The organism is Ramlibacter sp. GS1-15, assembly GCF_057785015.1.
Map to the genome: position 1 here is coordinate 125,926 of NZ_JBYNTU010000001.1, position 15,398 is coordinate 141,323.

At 68.5% G+C, this 15,398-nt stretch carries 14 protein-coding genes; 9 read left to right on the top strand and 5 right to left on the bottom strand.

Translation table 11 applies throughout. From position 1 onward, the window contains the following. The first annotated feature begins 1 nt into the window (after nt 1). From AC3EF3_RS00660 to AC3EF3_RS00670, 3 genes are all read left to right on the top strand, one after another. A complete protein-coding gene (locus tag AC3EF3_RS00660; RefSeq protein WP_488530234.1) occupies nt 2–1,498 on the top strand; it encodes a hypothetical protein in 1,497 nt (498 codons plus the stop codon). A gap of 33 nt (nt 1,499–1,531) precedes the next feature. After that, entirely contained in the window at nt 1,532–2,899 is a 1,368-nt protein-coding gene (gene gorA, locus AC3EF3_RS00665; RefSeq protein ID WP_488530235.1) for a glutathione-disulfide reductase, read from the top strand. An 87-nt stretch (nt 2,900–2,986) separates the two neighbouring features. Further along, nucleotides 2,987–3,325, top strand: coding sequence for a hypothetical protein (locus AC3EF3_RS00670; RefSeq protein ID WP_488530236.1), 339 nt, complete (start codon nt 2,987–2,989; stop codon nt 3,323–3,325). Between the two features lie 18 nt (nt 3,326–3,343). Here the strand turns inward: AC3EF3_RS00670 and putA are convergent, their stop codons facing one another. Further along, on the bottom strand, nt 3,344–6,295 hold the full coding sequence (putA, locus tag AC3EF3_RS00675) for a bifunctional proline dehydrogenase/L-glutamate gamma-semialdehyde dehydrogenase PutA (RefSeq protein WP_488530237.1): 2,952 nt from the start codon (nt 6,293–6,295) through the stop codon (nt 3,344–3,346). A gap of 72 nt (nt 6,296–6,367) precedes the next feature. Here putA and AC3EF3_RS00680 point away from each other — a divergent pair, with 72 nt between their 5' ends. Genes AC3EF3_RS00680 through AC3EF3_RS00690 form a run of 3 tightly spaced genes read left to right on the top strand, consistent with a single transcriptional unit; the run spans nt 6,368 to nt 8,944 of the window. Then, complete coding sequence (locus AC3EF3_RS00680; RefSeq protein ID WP_488530238.1) at nt 6,368–6,847, top strand: Lrp/AsnC ligand binding domain-containing protein; 480 nt, start codon at nt 6,368–6,370, stop codon at nt 6,845–6,847. A 20-nt stretch (nt 6,848–6,867) separates the two neighbouring features. Beyond that, nucleotides 6,868–8,361, top strand: coding sequence for a glycerol kinase GlpK (glpK, locus tag AC3EF3_RS00685; protein WP_488530239.1), 1,494 nt, complete (start codon nt 6,868–6,870; stop codon nt 8,359–8,361). 34 nt (nt 8,362–8,395) lie between these two features. After that, nucleotides 8,396–8,944: a DUF3617 domain-containing protein gene (locus AC3EF3_RS00690; protein WP_488530240.1), complete on the top strand. Its 549-nt coding sequence runs from the start codon at nt 8,396–8,398 to the stop codon at nt 8,942–8,944. A gap of 4 nt (nt 8,945–8,948) precedes the next feature. On the opposite strand, the gene AC3EF3_RS00695 is transcribed toward AC3EF3_RS00690, so the two are convergent. Continuing rightward, nucleotides 8,949–9,641, bottom strand: coding sequence for a YggS family pyridoxal phosphate-dependent enzyme (locus AC3EF3_RS00695; protein WP_488530241.1), 693 nt, complete (start codon nt 9,639–9,641; stop codon nt 8,949–8,951). Nucleotides 9,642–9,686: 45 nt separating this feature from the next. Between AC3EF3_RS00695 and AC3EF3_RS00700 the strand changes: the two genes are divergently transcribed. After that, nucleotides 9,687–10,730: a type IV pilus twitching motility protein PilT gene (locus AC3EF3_RS00700; protein WP_488530242.1), complete on the top strand. Its 1,044-nt coding sequence runs from the start codon at nt 9,687–9,689 to the stop codon at nt 10,728–10,730. 23 nt (nt 10,731–10,753) lie between these two features. Further along, complete coding sequence (locus AC3EF3_RS00705; protein ID WP_488530243.1) at nt 10,754–11,890, top strand: PilT/PilU family type 4a pilus ATPase; 1,137 nt, start codon at nt 10,754–10,756, stop codon at nt 11,888–11,890. A gap of 9 nt (nt 11,891–11,899) precedes the next feature. Here the strand turns inward: AC3EF3_RS00705 and AC3EF3_RS00710 are convergent, their stop codons facing one another. Further along, nucleotides 11,900–13,018: an ABC transporter substrate-binding protein gene (locus AC3EF3_RS00710; RefSeq protein WP_488530244.1), complete on the bottom strand. Its 1,119-nt coding sequence runs from the start codon at nt 13,016–13,018 to the stop codon at nt 11,900–11,902. Nucleotides 13,019–13,131: 113 nt separating this feature from the next. Here AC3EF3_RS00710 and AC3EF3_RS00715 point away from each other — a divergent pair, with 113 nt between their 5' ends. Then, nucleotides 13,132–14,034: an NAD(P)-dependent oxidoreductase gene (locus AC3EF3_RS00715; RefSeq protein ID WP_488530245.1), complete on the top strand. Its 903-nt coding sequence runs from the start codon at nt 13,132–13,134 to the stop codon at nt 14,032–14,034. Here the strand turns inward: AC3EF3_RS00715 and AC3EF3_RS00720 are convergent, their stop codons facing one another. Together AC3EF3_RS00720 and AC3EF3_RS00725 are read right to left on the bottom strand one after the other, a co-directional pair. Beyond that, nucleotides 14,035–14,796: a BON domain-containing protein gene (locus tag AC3EF3_RS00720; RefSeq protein ID WP_488530246.1), complete on the bottom strand. Its 762-nt coding sequence runs from the start codon at nt 14,794–14,796 to the stop codon at nt 14,035–14,037. Then, on the bottom strand, nt 14,793–15,392 hold the full coding sequence (locus tag AC3EF3_RS00725) for a phosphoheptose isomerase (RefSeq protein ID WP_488530247.1): 600 nt from the start codon (nt 15,390–15,392) through the stop codon (nt 14,793–14,795). Before AC3EF3_RS00725 ends, AC3EF3_RS00720 begins: the two co-directional genes overlap by 4 nt. Nucleotides 15,393–15,398: the final 6 nt, after the last annotated feature.

The window sequence follows — 15,398 nt, forward strand, 5'->3', positions numbered from 1 at the left end:
CATGCGGCGCGTCCTCTCGCTCCTCGCCGCGGTGCTCGCCGCGACCCGTGTTCTCGCGCAGCCCGTGTTCCCGGCCGGTGCGGCCCAATCGCAGGAAGCGGCGATCGTCGTCATCGACCAGGCGCCGCTGCGCGCCGCGCCGCACGATGCCGCGCAAGCCCAGGCGCAATTGCGCCAGGGCGAATTGCTCGAAGTGCGCGGCGAGCGGCTCGATTACCTGCAGGTGTGGGACCACCAGCGCGAGCGCGGCGGCTTCATGCGCGCGAGCCAGCTGCGGCGCACGGCGATGTCGCCGGCCGAGGCGCCCGAGCTGCTGGCGAGCCTGCGCTTCGTGCGCGATACGCCCGGCTCGGAGGCGCTGGGCATCGGCCTCGCCGCCGCCTACCTGCATGCGGCGCCGGCGGAGGCGGTGCGCGGTGCCGGGGGCCTCGAAGCCCTCGATGCGCTCGGCACGCTGTCCGACCGGCTCGCGCAGCGCGCCTCCTCGGGCAGCGAACTTTCCAGGGCCGCGCAGGCGGCGCTCGCCGCGCACCTGGACGTGGCCGCGCACTACGGCGTCGCTTTCCGCAGCGAAGAGCAGGGTGGGCGCATGCAGGTCTGCTACGACGGCGACGCCTTCCGCCGCGTGCTGGCGATGGATGCCTCGCCGCCGCAGCAGGCACGGGCCGCACTGGGCCTCACGCGCAGCGAATGCGTGCCCGCCAACCTGCAGGCGGCGCAGCGCCTCGCGGCCGACGAATGGCGCGCCGACGTGCTCGAGCGCGTGGACGTCAGCGCCCTGCCGCCGTATGTCGCGAACCGCGTCCGCATGCGTCGCGCGCAGGTGTGGGCCGTGCTCGCCTACGAACGCACGCGCCTGGGCGGCGCGGCGGGCGTGGCGGCGCAGCGCGCATTGGCCGAACTCGCCTCGGTGAACAAGGCCGAACTCGCCGATGCCGACCAGGCCACCTACAACGACACGGCGATGCGCGTGGGCGCGTCGCGCTGGGCGGCCGAGCCGGCGGCGAAGATCGCGCGCCAGCCCTCGATCGCCACGGTGCCCGGTGCGCCGGGCGAGACCTGCGTGCTGCTGGTCGACATGAGGCACGACGAGAGCCACCCGCTCGCCCGCCGCTGCACCTATGCGCTGGTGTGGACGCAGTCGGCGACGATCAACCGCGAAGGCAATGCGCTTGCGCTCGCCGTACAGCCGCTGCCCGCCTGGCGCGAGCTGTGGGTCTTTCGCAAGCGCGGCGGCGACTGGACGATCGCCGTGCTGCCACCGGCCAGCGTCGATCCGCAACTCGGTTACGCGGAGTTCGCCGGCTGGGTGCCGGGCGGGCGCCAGATGCTGGTGGCGCGCGAAGCGCGTGGCGCCGGCAAGTGGAGCCACAGCTTCGATATCGTCAGCCTCGATTCGATGGCAGCCACGCGCCAGTCCGCCGACGCGGCGCAGCTCGGGAGCTTCCGCCGCTGGCAGGACCCGCAGTGGAGGCGCATGACCGTCGCCCTGCGGTAGAAAGGTCTTTGCCTGCGGCCCGACAATGAACGCATGGAACACGAATGCGACCTCTTTGTGATCGGTGCCGGCAGCGGCGGCGTGCGGGCGGCGCGCATGGCCGCGCAGCGCGGCGCCCGCGTGGTGGTGGCCGAAGCCGCGCAACTGGGCGGCACCTGCGTGAACGTCGGCTGCATTCCGAAGAAGCTCTACAGCTTCGCCGCCCATTACGCCGACGATTTCCGTGATGCCGCCGGCTTCGGCTGGCACGTGGGCGAGCCGCGCTTCGACTGGCACGCGCTGCGCGCCAACCGGGCGAAGGAGATCGCGCGCCTGAACGGGGTCTACCGCCACCTGCTCACGGGTGCGGGCGTGCACGTCGTCGAGGGTTGGGCCCAGCTGACGTCATCGCATACGGTGCAGGTGCGCACGACCTCGCACCAGCAGCACTACCGGGCGAAGCACATCCTCGTCGCGACCGGCGGGCGCCCCACGGTGCCGCGGTTTCCCGGCTGCGAGCACGTCGTCGTCTCCGACGGCATGTTCGACATCGAGCCGTTCCCGAAGCGCCTGATGGTGGTGGGCGGCGGCTACATCGCCTGCGAGTTCGCGTCCATCTTCAACGGCCTCGGCGCGCAGGTCACGCACATCTATCGCGGCGAGCAGATCCTGCGCGGCTTCGACGACGACGTGCGCCACTTCATCGCGCAGGAAATGCGCAAGCACGGGGTGCAGCTGCACACCAACGCCGACATCGCCGCCATCGAGAAGACGGCCGGCGGCCTTTCCGTCTCGCTGCAGGACGGCCGCAGGATGGAAGCGGATGCGGTGCTGTACGCGACCGGGCGCGTGCCCAACGTCGCGGGCCTGGGCCTGGATACCGTCGGTGTCTCGCAAGGCAAGGACGGTGCGGTCATCGTCGACAAGCACTACACCACGAACGTGCCCTCGATCCATGCGCTGGGCGACGTCACCGCGCGCATGCAGCTCACGCCCGTCGCGCTGGCCGAGGCGATGACGCTGATCGACCACCTGTTCGGCGCGGGCCGGCGCGACATGTCCTATGAATTCGTGCCGACGGCCGTCTTCACGCACCCGAACATCGGCACGGTGGGCTACAGCGAGGCGCGGGCGCGCCAGCATTTCGGCGAGGTCGTCGTCTACAAGAGCGAATTCAAGGCGCTCAGGCACACGCTCTCGGGCAGCCGCGAGCGCACGTTCGTGAAGCTCGTCGTGGAGAAGGCGACCGACCGTGTCGTCGGCCTGCACATGGTGGGCGCCGACGCCGGCGAGATCGTGCAGGGCTTCGCCGTGGCGATGAAAGCGGGCGCCACCAAGGCCGTGTTCGACGGCACGATCGGCATCCACCCGACGGCGGCCGAGGAGTTCGTCACGATGCGCGAGCCCGCGGCCCAGCCGTAACTGCAACAGCGCCAATTTCCTACGCGCAGGGCGTGGGCGCGTGCCTACGCTTGCTCCTATCCATCCGAAGGAGCGACACCTATGCAAATGAATGACCTCAAGCAGCGCATCGACACCATCGAGGAATGCGCGGACCAGGCCGAACAGGCGATGCAGTCGGCGTCCGTCCCGGGCGAGCTCAAGCAGTCGGTCGACGCACTTCACCAGCAGGCCCGGCAAGTGCAGCAGGCCGCCAGCTCGCAATCCTCCGGGCAGCAGGGCGACCAGAGCCAGTTGCGCCAGCCGGTGATGCAGCTCGAGCAGGCCGCCGACCGTGCGATGCAGGCCTGCAGCAGGGCCGGCAACGTCGACCCGCAATTGCAGAACGCGATCCAGCGCGCCCACGAGCAAGCCTCGAGCCTCAAGAAGCAGTTGCAGATGGGCTGATGGCCCCGATCGCGACCCTCACGCCAGCAGCGCGACGTTTCCGCCCGCTGCCGTGGTGTTGATGGTGAGCGTCTGTTCGGCGCAGAAGCGGTACAGGTAATGCGGGCCGCCGGCTTTCGGGCCGGTGCCCGACAACCCTTCGCCGCCGAACGGTTGCACGCCGACGACCGCACCGATGATGTTGCGGTTCACGTAGACGTTGCCGCAGCGCGCCTGGCAGGCGAGTGCCTGTGCGCGCGTATCGATGCGGCTCTGGATGCCCAGCGTCAGGCCGTAGCCGAGCGCGTTCACTTGCTCGATGACCTGCCGCGGGTCGCCTCGCCAGCGCACGATGTGCAGCACCGGCCCGAAGATCTCCTGCTTCACGTCAGCGACGGACTTCACCTCGAACGCCTGCGGCGGGATGAGCCGCGAGTCGGGCGGGAAGTTGCCGGGCGGCGCCAGCGGGCGCGCTTCGGCGTGCAGGCGCCTGATCTGGCGCATCAGGTTCTCGTAGGCTTCGCCGTCGATCACCGGGCCGACGTCGGTGGCCAGGTCGCCTGGATCGCCCGTCACGAGTTCGCGCGCGGCGCCTTCGATCATCTCGATCACCCCGTCGGCGATGCCTTCGTGCACGCACAGCAGGCGCAGCGCCGAACAGCGTTGGCCGGCGGAGCGGAACGCGCTCTGCACGACGGCATCGACCACCTGCTCGGGCAGGGCCGTGGAGTCCACCACCATCGCGTTGATCCCGCCGGTCTCCGCGATCAGCGGCACGATGGGGCCGTCCTTCGCCGCCAGCGTGCGGTTGATGATCTTCGCCACCTGCGTCGAGCCGGTGAAGACGACGCCGGCAATGCGCGGGTGCGCCACCAGCGCGGCGCCGACTGTTTCGCCGGTGCCGTGCAACAGCTGCAGCGCTTCGTGCGGCACGCCGGCCTGATGCAGCAGCTTCACCGCTTCGAGCGCGATCGCGGGCGTCTGCTCCGCGGGCTTGGCCAGCACGGTGTTGCCGGTGGCGAGCGCCGCCGCCACCTGGCCCGTGAAGATCGCCAGCGGGAAGTTCCACGGGCTGATGCACACCCAGGCGCCGCGCGGCGTCAGGCGCAGTTCGTTGCTTTCGCCGGTCGGGCCGGGCAACTGCACCGGCTGCATGATGCGCTCGGCCTCGTTGGCGTAGTAGCGCAGGAAGTCGACCGCCTCGCGCACTTCGGCGACGGCATCGCCCCAAGTCTTGAACGCTTCCTTCACGATGACCGCGCACAGCTGCGGCAGTCGCTCTTCCATCGCCGCGGCGGCCGAACGCAGGATGGCCCCGCGCTGCTCGACCGGTGTCGCGGCCCACGACGGGAACGCGGCCAGCGAGTGTTGCACCGCGTCGTCGATGCGCGCCGGGTCCGCCGGTTCGACGGCGGGGACCGGCGTGCCCGCATACGCATCGAGCAGCGGCTGGCGCATCTCGGGCACCGTCAGGTCCAGGCCCCGGCTGTTCGTGCGTGCGTCGCCATACAACTGCGGCGGCAGCGGCAGCGGAGGCGTCGCGTCCAGGTGCAAAGGCGACACGAGCAGGTCGTCCATCCCCACCGACTCGTCGGCGAGCTGGTGGACGAACGAGGAGTTCGCGCCGTTCTCGAGCAGGCGCCGCACGAGGTAGGCGAGCAGGTCGCGGTGCTGGCCGACGGGCGCGTATACGCGGCAGGCCAAGGCCGGGTCCTTCAGCACCTCGCGATAGATTCCCTCTCCCATGCCGTGCAGGCGCTGCAGCTCGAACTTCGCGCCGCTCTTGCGCGCCATCTGCAGGATCGCCGCGATGGTGCCGGCGTTGTGCGTGGCGAACTGCGGAAAGATCAGGTCCTGGTGGGCGAGCAGCGCGCGCGCGCAGGCCAGGTACGAGATGTCGGTGTGGTGCTTGTGCGTGAACACCGGGTAATGCGGCAGGCCCATTTCCTGCGCGCGCTTGATCTCCGCGTCCCAGTAGGCGCCTTTGACCAGGCGGCACATGAACCGCAGGTTGTGCCGGCGTGCGATCTGCGCGACGCACTCGATCAGCGCAGGCGCGCGGGTCTGGTACGCCTGCAATGCGAGACCGAAACCTTGCCATTGCGGATGGTGCCGCGCCACCTGCGCGGCCAGGGCTTCGAACACCTCGAGCGAGATTTCCAGCCGGTCGACTTCCTCCGCGTCGATGGTGAGGTTGATGTTCGCGCGCGCCGCCTGCTCGCACAGCTGCCACACGCGCGGCACGAGCTCGGTGAGCACGCGTTCGCGCTGCAGCGCCTCGTAGCGCGGGTGCAGCGCGCTCAGCTTGATCGAGATGCCGTCGTTGGCCTCCACGGGGCCGTCCGGCCGCGCGCGCGCCGCGATCGCCTCGATCGCATGGCGGTAGCTCGCGAGATAGCGCTGCGCATCGCTTTCCGTGCGCGCGCCCTCGCCGAGCATGTCGTAGGAGAAGCGCAGGTTGGGCAGCTCGCGGCGCGCGGATTGCGCTTCGCCCATCGCCTCGACTATGTCCTGGCCCAGCACGAACTGGCGCCCGAGCAGTTGCACGGCGCGCAGCGTCGCGGCCACGACGGTCTTCGCACCCAGGCGTCCCAGCAGGCCGGGTTCGTTCTCGTGCGGCAGCAGTCGCTTCGACATCCCGATCGCCGCCTGCGAGAGACGTGCGAGCGCGCCGTCGGAGGCGCCTTCGAAATCCGCGCGGCCCAGCTGGTCCGCCGTCAATGCGATCGCCGTTTCCGCATCGGGCACGCGCAGCAGCGCTTCGGCCAGCCGCATCAGCGCCAGCCCCTCGGCGCTGGAGATCGGGTACTCCTTCAGCAGGCTTTCCATCGCCCAGAACGGAGGCGGGTGACGGCGCACCGCCGCCACCCAGGGCTTGGCGGCTTCGGCGGCGGCGGGCCAGCTGAGGGCCTGCTCGAGCGAAGCGAGCAGACGGCGGACCACTTCCGCCTCGGGACGGTACGGGTCGGGCAGGTGTTGAGGCGATGACATGGCCTGATGGTTGCCGGTTTGGTGGTGAATTTCGCGCTAAAGTTTGTGATCAAAGCGAATAATTCACTAGCCATGACGGTTTTCGCGGAAGATCTCGACAAGATCGACCTCAAGATCCTGAACGTGCTGCAGCAGGACGGGCGGATCTCCAACCTGAAGTTGGCCGAGGCGGTGGCGCTCTCGCCGACAGCCGTGCTGGCTCGCGTCCAGCGCCTCACGCGCGACGGTTACATCCTGGGCTACGAGGCGCGCCTGAACCCGCTCAAGCTCGGCGCGGGCATGCTGGTGTTCGTCGAGGTGCTGCTCGACCGCACGACACCCAACGTGTTCGAGGCGTTCAAGGCGGCGGTGCAGGTGCGCCACGAGATCATGGAATGCCACATGGTCGCCGGCGGCTTCGACTACCTGCTCAAGACGCGCATGGCCGACATGCAGGCCTATCGCGACTTCGCCGGCACCGTGCTGTGGCAACTGCCGGGCGTGCGCGAGACGCGCACCTACGCCGTGATGGAAGAAGTCAAGAGCACGACCCGGCTCGCGCTGGGCGTGTGAAGCGGCCACAATCGCGCGCCATGAGCTTTCTCCTCGCACTCGACCAGGGCACGTCCAGTTCGCGCAGCATCGTCTTCGACCTGCAGGGGCGCATCGTCGCGATGGCACAACAGGAGCTGCCCCAGATCTACCCGCAACCCGGCTGGGTCGAGCACGACCCGATGGAGATCTGGCGCACGCAGCTCACGACGGCCCGTGAAGCACTCGCGAAAGCGAAGCTCGATGCGAAGGCGGTCCGCGCGATCGGCATCACCAACCAGCGCGAGACCACGATGCTGTGGAATCGCAAGTCGGGCCAGCCGATCCACCACGCCATCGTGTGGCAGGACCGGCGCGGCGAGCCGATGTGCGCGCGCCTGCGCGATGCGGGCCACGAGAAGCTGATCCAGTCGCGCACGGGCCTGCTGATCGACTCGTACTTTTCTGCCACCAAGATCGCGTGGCTGCTCGAGAACGTGCCGGGCGCGCGGGCGCAGGCGGAACGGGGCGAACTCGCGTTCGGCACGATGGACGCCTGGCTGCTGTGGCAATTGACCGGCGGCGCGCTGCACGCCACCGACGTCACGAATGCCTCGCGCACGATGCTGTTCGACGTGCACGAGAACCGCTGGGACGCCGAGCTGCTGCGCCTCGTCGGCGTGCCCGAGTCGCTGATGCCGAAGGTGCTGCCCTCGTCGGCGCATTACGGCGAGACGGTGGCCTCGCTGCTCGGCGCGCCCATCGCGATCGGCGGCGTCGCCGGCGACCAGCAGGCGGCGCTGTTCGGGCAGGCGTGTTTCAGCGAAGGCATGGCCAAGAACACCTACGGCACCGGCTGCTTCATGCTGATGCACACGGGCGAGAAATTCCGCGCGTCGACCAACGGCCTGCTGACCACCAGCGCCGCGCAGCGGTCGGCGCGGCCCGAGTTCGCTTTCGAGGGCAGCGTTTTCGTGGGCGGTGCCGTGGTGCAGTGGCTGCGCGACGGCCTGCACGCGATCAAGGGCAGCGCCGAAGTGCAGACGCTCGCCGAGAGCGTGCCCGACGCCGGAGGCGTGATGATGGTGCCGGCCTTCACCGGCCTGGGTGCGCCGTACTGGAAGCCCGACGCGCGTGGCACGATCACCGGCCTGACGCGCGGCACGACCGTGGCGCACATCGCCCGCGCGGCGCTGGAAAGCATCGCCTACCAGAGCGCGGCGCTGCTGCAGGCGATGAGCCGCGATGCGGTGGCCGCCGGCGCCGCACCGGTCAGCGAGCTGCGCGTCGACGGCGGCGCCAGCGTGAACGATCTGCTGATGCAGTTCCAGGCCGACCTGCTGGGCATCCCGGTCGTGCGGCCGGCCATCACCGAGACCACGGCGCTGGGCGCGGCCTACCTCGCGGGCCTGGCCTGCGGCGCGTGGCGCGGCACCGACGAGCTCGCGCAGCTGTGGCAAATGCAGCGGCGCTTCGAGCCCCGGCTGGACCCCGGGCGGGCCGCCGAACTCATGGCGCGCTGGGACCATGCCGTACGCCAGACCTCGCTGGCTTGAGCCAGAATGCGGCTTTCTTCGACCGGAGGGAATCATGAAGCAGTTCGTGCTCGCCGTCGCGGCGCTGGCCACAGGCGCGGCGTTGGCGGAATCGCCGATGAAACCGGGGCTGTGGGAGGTCACGCAGAAGATGCAGTCGGCCAGCGGCCAGATGGAGCAGCAGATGGCGCAGATGCAGCAGCAGATGGCCACCATGCCGCCCGAGCAGCGCAAGATGATGGAAGAGATGATGGCCAAGCGCGGCGTCAGGATGGGGCCCGGCGGAGCCGGCGGCATGTCGATCAAGATGTGCATGACCAAGGAGATGGCCGCGCGCAACGAGATGCCCACGCAGGATCGCGGCGACTGCAAGAAGACCGTCCAGCGCAGCGGCAACACGGTGAAGATGTCCTTCACCTGCACCAACCCGGCGTCCAGCGGCGAAGGCCAGTACACCTTCAACTCGCCCGAGTCCTATAGCATGAAGATGGTGGTCAACACCACGGTGCAGGGCCGCCCCGAGACCATGAACATGGACGGCACCGGCAGGTGGCTGGGTGCCGACTGCGGCGACATCCAGCCGATGCGCGCGCCGGCGAAGTAAGCGCCTAGGCCTTCGCCGGCCGGCCGCCGAAAATGGCGGTGCCCACGCGCACCATCGTGCTGCCGGCGGCGACGGCGGCTTCGAGGTCGGCCGTCATGCCCATAGAGAGCGTGTCGATCGCCAGGCCCGCGCCGCGCAATTGATCGAACAATGCGCGCGCCTTCAGGTGCACGGCCGTCTGCGCAGCGAAGTCTTCGAGCGGCTCGGGGATGGTCATGAGGCCGCGCAGCTTCAGCCGCGGCAATTGCGCGATGTCGCGCGCGAGCTGCAGCGCCTCTTCCGGCGCGACGCCGGACTTGGTGGACCCGCCGTCGATGTTCACCTGCACACAAACGTTCAACGGCGCCAGCGTTTCGGGACGCTGCTCCGACAAACGCTGGGCGATCTTGAGCCGGTCGACCGTGTGCGCCCAGTCGAAATGCGCAGCCACCAGGCGCGTCTTGTTGCTCTGGATCGGCCCGATGCAGTGCCACTCCAGGGGCAGGCCGGCCAGCAGCCCGATCTTCTCCGCCGCCTCCTGGATGTAGTTTTCTCCAAACGCCCGCTGGCCGGCCGTGTAAGCCTCGCGCACCGCCTCGGGACCGAAGGTTTTCGAGACGGCCAGCAGCGTGACTTCGTTCTCGTCACGTTGCGCGGAAGCGCAGGCGCGGGCAATCCTCTCGTGGACACGCTGGAGGTTGTCGGCAATCGTCGTCATAATTGAACGCAACGGTCGAGCTGTGGCCGATTCAAAGAGGGACTCGTGGATATTACCCAGCTGCTGGCGTTCAGCGTCAAGAACAAGGCTTCGGACCTTCACCTCTCGGCGGGGCTGCCGCCCATGATCCGTGTGCACGGCGACGTGCGGCGCATCAACGTCGACCCGCTGGACCACAAGCAGGTGCATGCGATGGTGTACGACATCATGAACGACACCCAGCGCAAGAACTACGAAGAGTTCCTGGAGTGCGACTTCTCGTTCGAGATCGACGGCCTCGCGCGTTTCCGGGTCAACGCCTTCAACCAGAACCGCGGCGCCGGCGCCGTGTTCCGGACGATTCCGTCCAAGATCCTGACGCTCGAGCAGTTGAACGCGCCCAAGATTTTCGGCGAGCTCGCGCTCAAGCCGCGCGGCATGGTGCTGGTCACGGGCCCCACGGGTTCGGGCAAGTCGACCACGCTGGCCGCCATGATCAATTACCTGAACGAAACCGAGTACGGCCACATCCTGACGGTGGAGGACCCGATCGAATTCGTGCACGAATCCAAGAAGTGCCTGATCAACCAGCGCGAGGTCGGGCCGATGACGCTGTCGTTCTCCAACGCGCTGAGGTCCGCCCTGCGCGAGGACCCGGACGCGATCCTGGTGGGCGAAATGCGCGACCTGGAGACCATCCGCCTGGCGATGACGGCGGCCGAAACGGGCCACCTGGTGTTCGGCACCTTGCACACGTCCAGCGCCGCCAAGACCATCGACCGGATCATCGACGTCTTCCCCGCGGAAGAAAAGGAAATGATCCGCGCGATGCTGTCCGAGTCGCTGCAGGCCGTGATCTCGCAGACCCTGTGCAAGACCAAGGACGGCAACGGGCGCGTCGCCGCGCACGAGATCATGATCGGCACGTCGGCCATCCGCAACCTGATTCGCGAGGCGAAGGTCGCGCAGATGTACTCGGCGATCCAGACCGGCAACAGCTTCGGCATGCAGACGCTCGACCAGAACCTCACCGACCTGGTCAAGCGCAACGTCATCAGCCCGGCGGAAGCCCGCGGCAAGGCCAAGATCCCCGAGAACTTCCCCGGCTGACGAGAACTTCAGGAAGGACCGTCATGGAACGCGACCAGGCATCGAAATTCATCAACGACCTGCTCAAGCTCATGGTCAGCCGCAACGGCTCGGACCTGTTCATCACGGGCGACTTCCCGCCCGCGATCAAGGTGGACGGCAAGGTCACGAAGGTGTCGCCGCAGCCCCTGACGGGCGGGCACACGCTGGCGCTGGCCCGCTCGATCATGAACGACAAGCAGGCCGCCGAATTCGAGCGCACCAAGGAATGCAATTTCGCGATCTCGCCGCCGGGTATCGGGCGTTTCCGCGTGAACGCGTTCGTGCAGCAGGGCAAGGTGGGCATGGTGCTGCGGGTGATCCCGCAGGTGCTGCCGACCATCGACGGCCTGGGCGTGCCGCAGATCCTGAAGGACGTCACGATGAGCAAGCGCGGCCTGTGCATCCTGGTCGGCGCGACGGGCTCGGGCAAGTCGACCACGCTGGCCGCCATGATCGACTGGCGCAACGAGAACAGCCAGGGCCACATCATCACGATCGAGGACCCGGTCGAATTCGTGCACCCGCACAAGAACTGCGTGGTCACGCAGCGCGAGGTGGGGCTGGACACCGACAGCTGGGAAGCGGCGCTGAAGAACACGCTGCGCCAGGCGCCCGACGTGATCCTGATGGGCGAAATCCGCGATCGCGAGACGATGGAACATGCGATCGCCTTCGCCGAAACCGGCCACCTGTGCATGGCGACGCTGCACGCCAACAGCGCGAACCAGGCGCTGGACCGCGTGATCAACTTCTTCCCGGAAGAGCGCCGTCCTCAGCTGCTGATGGACCTGTCGCTCAACCTCAAGGCCTTCATCTCGCAACGCCTGATTCCCAAGCAGGACAGCAAGGGCCGGGCCGCCGCGGTCGAGGTGATGCTGAACACGCCGCTGGTGTCGGACCTGATCTTCAAGGGCGAGGTCTCCGAGATCAAGGAGATCATGAAAAAGAGCCGCAACCTCGGCATGCAGACCTTCGACCAGGCGCTGTTCGACCTGTACGAGAACAACGTGATCACCTACGAGGACGCGCTGCGCAACGCCGATTCGCTCAACGACCTGCGCCTGCAGATCAAGCTCAATTCGCAGCGCGCCAAGGCGTCCGACCTGTCGGCCGGCACGGAGCACCTGGCGATCGTCTGACGCTGCGGCCTATTGCCGGATCTTGCCCTTGCCGCCCAGGATCGTGAGTTCCACGAACTTCGATCCGGCGCGGATGTCGGGGCGGTAGGCGACCGTGTAGCCGCCCAGGTCGTAGTAGTCGATGCGGCCGAGCGCTTCGATCGTGCCTTCGCGCGTCGGCGTCCTGCCCTGGCGGCGCAGCGCCTCGACGATCACCTTGCCCGCGATGTAGCCCTCCATCATCGCGTAGCTCACCGGCACCTCGAGCTGGCCGGACCTGGCCGCCGCGTCGGCGAACTCCTTCGAGATGCGGCTTTGCATCTTGTACGGGCTGGGCACGGCCTGCGCGATCGACACCCCCTGCATCTGGACGTCGTTGAGTTTCGTGGCGAGCTGCTCCATGTCCACGCCGTCGTTCGCGAACAGCTGCGCGGTGCCGCCCGCCGCGCGGTACTGGTCGATGAAGGCCGCCGCGGCCGCACCCGAGGCGATCACCATGATGGCCTGCGGCTGCACCTTGAGCATGCCTTGCACGGCCGCCTGCACGTTGGTCGTGCCCCCCGGGTATCCCGCCATGCCCACCACCGTGCCCTTGGCCTTCTGCGCGGCCTCGCCGGCGGACGTCATGAGCTGCACCGCGCCCGGGCCTTGTTCGTACACGATGCCCAGCCGGGTGATGCCCACCGTGGACAGGTGCTCCGCGACCTTGAACAGCTCGTCGCGCAGGCTGGCCCGCACGTTGAACAGGTTGACCGTCTCGGGGCGGATCTGGGCCGCGCGCCAGCCCACCAGCGCGATGTGCTGCTTGTCCAGGATGCCCGAGCGCGCCACGGTTTCGATGTTGGCGATGCCGAAGTAGCCCGCGAGCACGACGGCCTTGTCCTGCTCGATCAGCTCGTTCGTGAGCCTGACGGTCGCCTGCGGATCGCCGGCGTCGTCCTTGCGGACGAGAACGATGGTATTGCCGTTGAGGCCGCCGCCCTTGTTCGCGTTGCTGAACGCGAGCTGCAGGCCGGCGCCGTACGCACGTCCCTGGTTTGCATCCAGGCCCGACATCGGTGCGACCTGTCCCACCACGACCTGGGCCGCGTTCGCCGTAACCCCACCCAAGGCCAGCGCCAGCACGAGGCCGGCTGCGCAACTTCTCATTGTGTTCTCCTCGTGAGAGCCCCCGAACGGGCCGACCATACGACAAGCAGGAAGGGCGCCAGCTATGGAAAGCCCTAACATTCCCGGATTGCAGTTCCCAAGGAGAAGCCGCGATGGCATCGACGAATGCGAAAACCTATGAGCCCACCCCCGCGCGCGCGGTGGCATTTCTCGGCCTTGGCGTGATGGGCTTTCCGATGGCGGGCCACCTGGCGCTCGCGGGCCATGACGTGCGGGTCTACAACCGCAGCGGCGCGAAGGCGAAGGCCTGGCTGTCGGAGTTCAAGGGCTCGTCGGTGGCGACGCCGCGCGAGGCGGCGGCGGGACGCGATCTCGTCTTTTGCTGCGTCGGCAACGACGACGACCTGCGTGCCGTCGCACTGGGCGATGACGGTGCGTTCGCCGGCATCAAGCCCGGCGCCGTCTTCGTCGACCACACGACGGCCTCGGCCAATGTCGCGCGCGAGCTCCATGCCGAGGCGAAGAAGCGCGGTTTTGCCTTCGTCGATGCGCCGGTCTCGGGCGGGCAGGCGGGCGCGCAGAACGGCATGCTCACGGTGATGTGCGGCGGCGATGCGCAGCCCTTCGAGGCCGCGAAATCCGTGGCGATGGCCTATGCGCGCGCCGTCACGCTGCTGGGCGCGAGTGGCTCGGGCCAGCTCGCGAAGATGGTCAACCAGGTCGCGATCGCCGGCCTGATCCAGGGCCTGTCCGAGGCGATCACCTTTGGCGAGAAGGCCGGCCTGGACATGAAGCAGGTCCTGGAGGTGATCGGCAAGGGCGCGGCGCAGAGCTGGCAGATGGACAACCGCGGCAAGACCATGATCGACGACAAGTTCGACTTCGGCTTTGCGGTGGACTGGATGCGCAAGGACCTGGGCCTGGCGCTCGAGGAAGCCAAGCGCAACGGTGCGCGCCTGCCGGTCACGGCCCTGGTGGACCAGTTCTACGCCGACGTGCAGCAGATGGGCGGACGGCGCTGGGACACGTCCAGCCTCATCAAGCGGCTGCGCTGATCACTTCGCCGCCGGCAGCGGGGTCACCGCGGGTGCGGGCGACGTCGTCACCGGCGCGGTCTGCGCCGCGGGGGCCGGGGGCGGGGCAACCGGTGCAGGAACCGGGGCAGGCGCGGGTGCGGCGGGGGCCACGGTCGTCACCGGCGCGGGCTGGCTGGTGGTGGCGAGACGGCGCAGCTCCTCGTCGCTGATGATCTCGAAGATGCGCACCACGCGCTGCACGCCGCTGATGGTGCGGGCCAGCTGCGTCGCCTTGTCGGCCTCGCGCTGCGTCACCCGGCCCATCAGGTAGACGACGCCGCGTTCCGTCACGACCTTGTACGCGCCGACGTAGAGATCCTTCTCGTCGATGAGCGAGGCCTTCACCTTGCCGGTGATCAGCGCGTCCGAGGATCGCTGGCCCAGCGTCGAAGGCGGCAGCACCGCCAGCTCGTTGACGATGCCTTTCACGTTCTCGATGCGCGAGACGATCTGCTCGGCCTGCTGCTTCGCCTGGTCGCTGGACACCTCGCCCGTCAGCAGCACCTGGCGGTTGTAGCTCGTGATGTCGATGTGGGCGCGGTCGCCCAGCGCCTCGCGCAGCCGGGTCGACCCCTTCAGCTCGATGGTCTCGTCCTCGACCTGTGCACCGGAGGTGCGGCGGTCGACGGCGACCATCGCCCCCACCGCGGCGCCGCCGAGGATCAGCGGTGCGCAGGCCGAGAGGGCGCCGGCCAGCGAGGCGGCAGCCAGCGCGATCACGAGCGGATTCCGCTTCTTCATGTCGGGTTGTCCTGTTCTCCGAGCAGTTGGGCGTCCACGCCGTCGCAGATGCAGTGGATCGCAAGGATATGCACTTCCTGGATGCGCGCCGTGCGTTCGTGCGGCACGCAGATATGGACGTCGGTCTCGCGCAGCAGGTTGGCGATCCGGCCGCCGCCGCGGCCGGTGAGCGCGACGACGCTCATTTCGCGTTCGTGCGCGGCTTCGATCGCGGCGATGACGTTCGCCGAGTTGCCGCTGGTCGACAGCGCCAGCAGCACGTCGCCGGCCTGGCCGAGCGCGCGCACCTGTTTCGAGAACACCTGCTCCCAGGCGTAGTCGTTGGCGATCGCCGAAAGGATCGACGTGTCGGTGGTCAGCGCGATCGCGCCGAGCTCGGGCCGCTCGCGTTCGAAGCGGCCGACGAATTCGGCCGAGAAGTGTTGCGCGTCGGCGGCCGAGCCGCCGTTGCCGCAGGCCAGCACCTTGCCGCCGCTGGTGACGCACGCGAGCACCGCCTGCACGGCGGCAGCAATCGGCTTGCTCAGCGACTCCGCGGCCTGGTACTTGAGGTCCGCGCTGTCGATGAAATGCTGTTGGATGCGCTGTTCGAGCATGGTGCC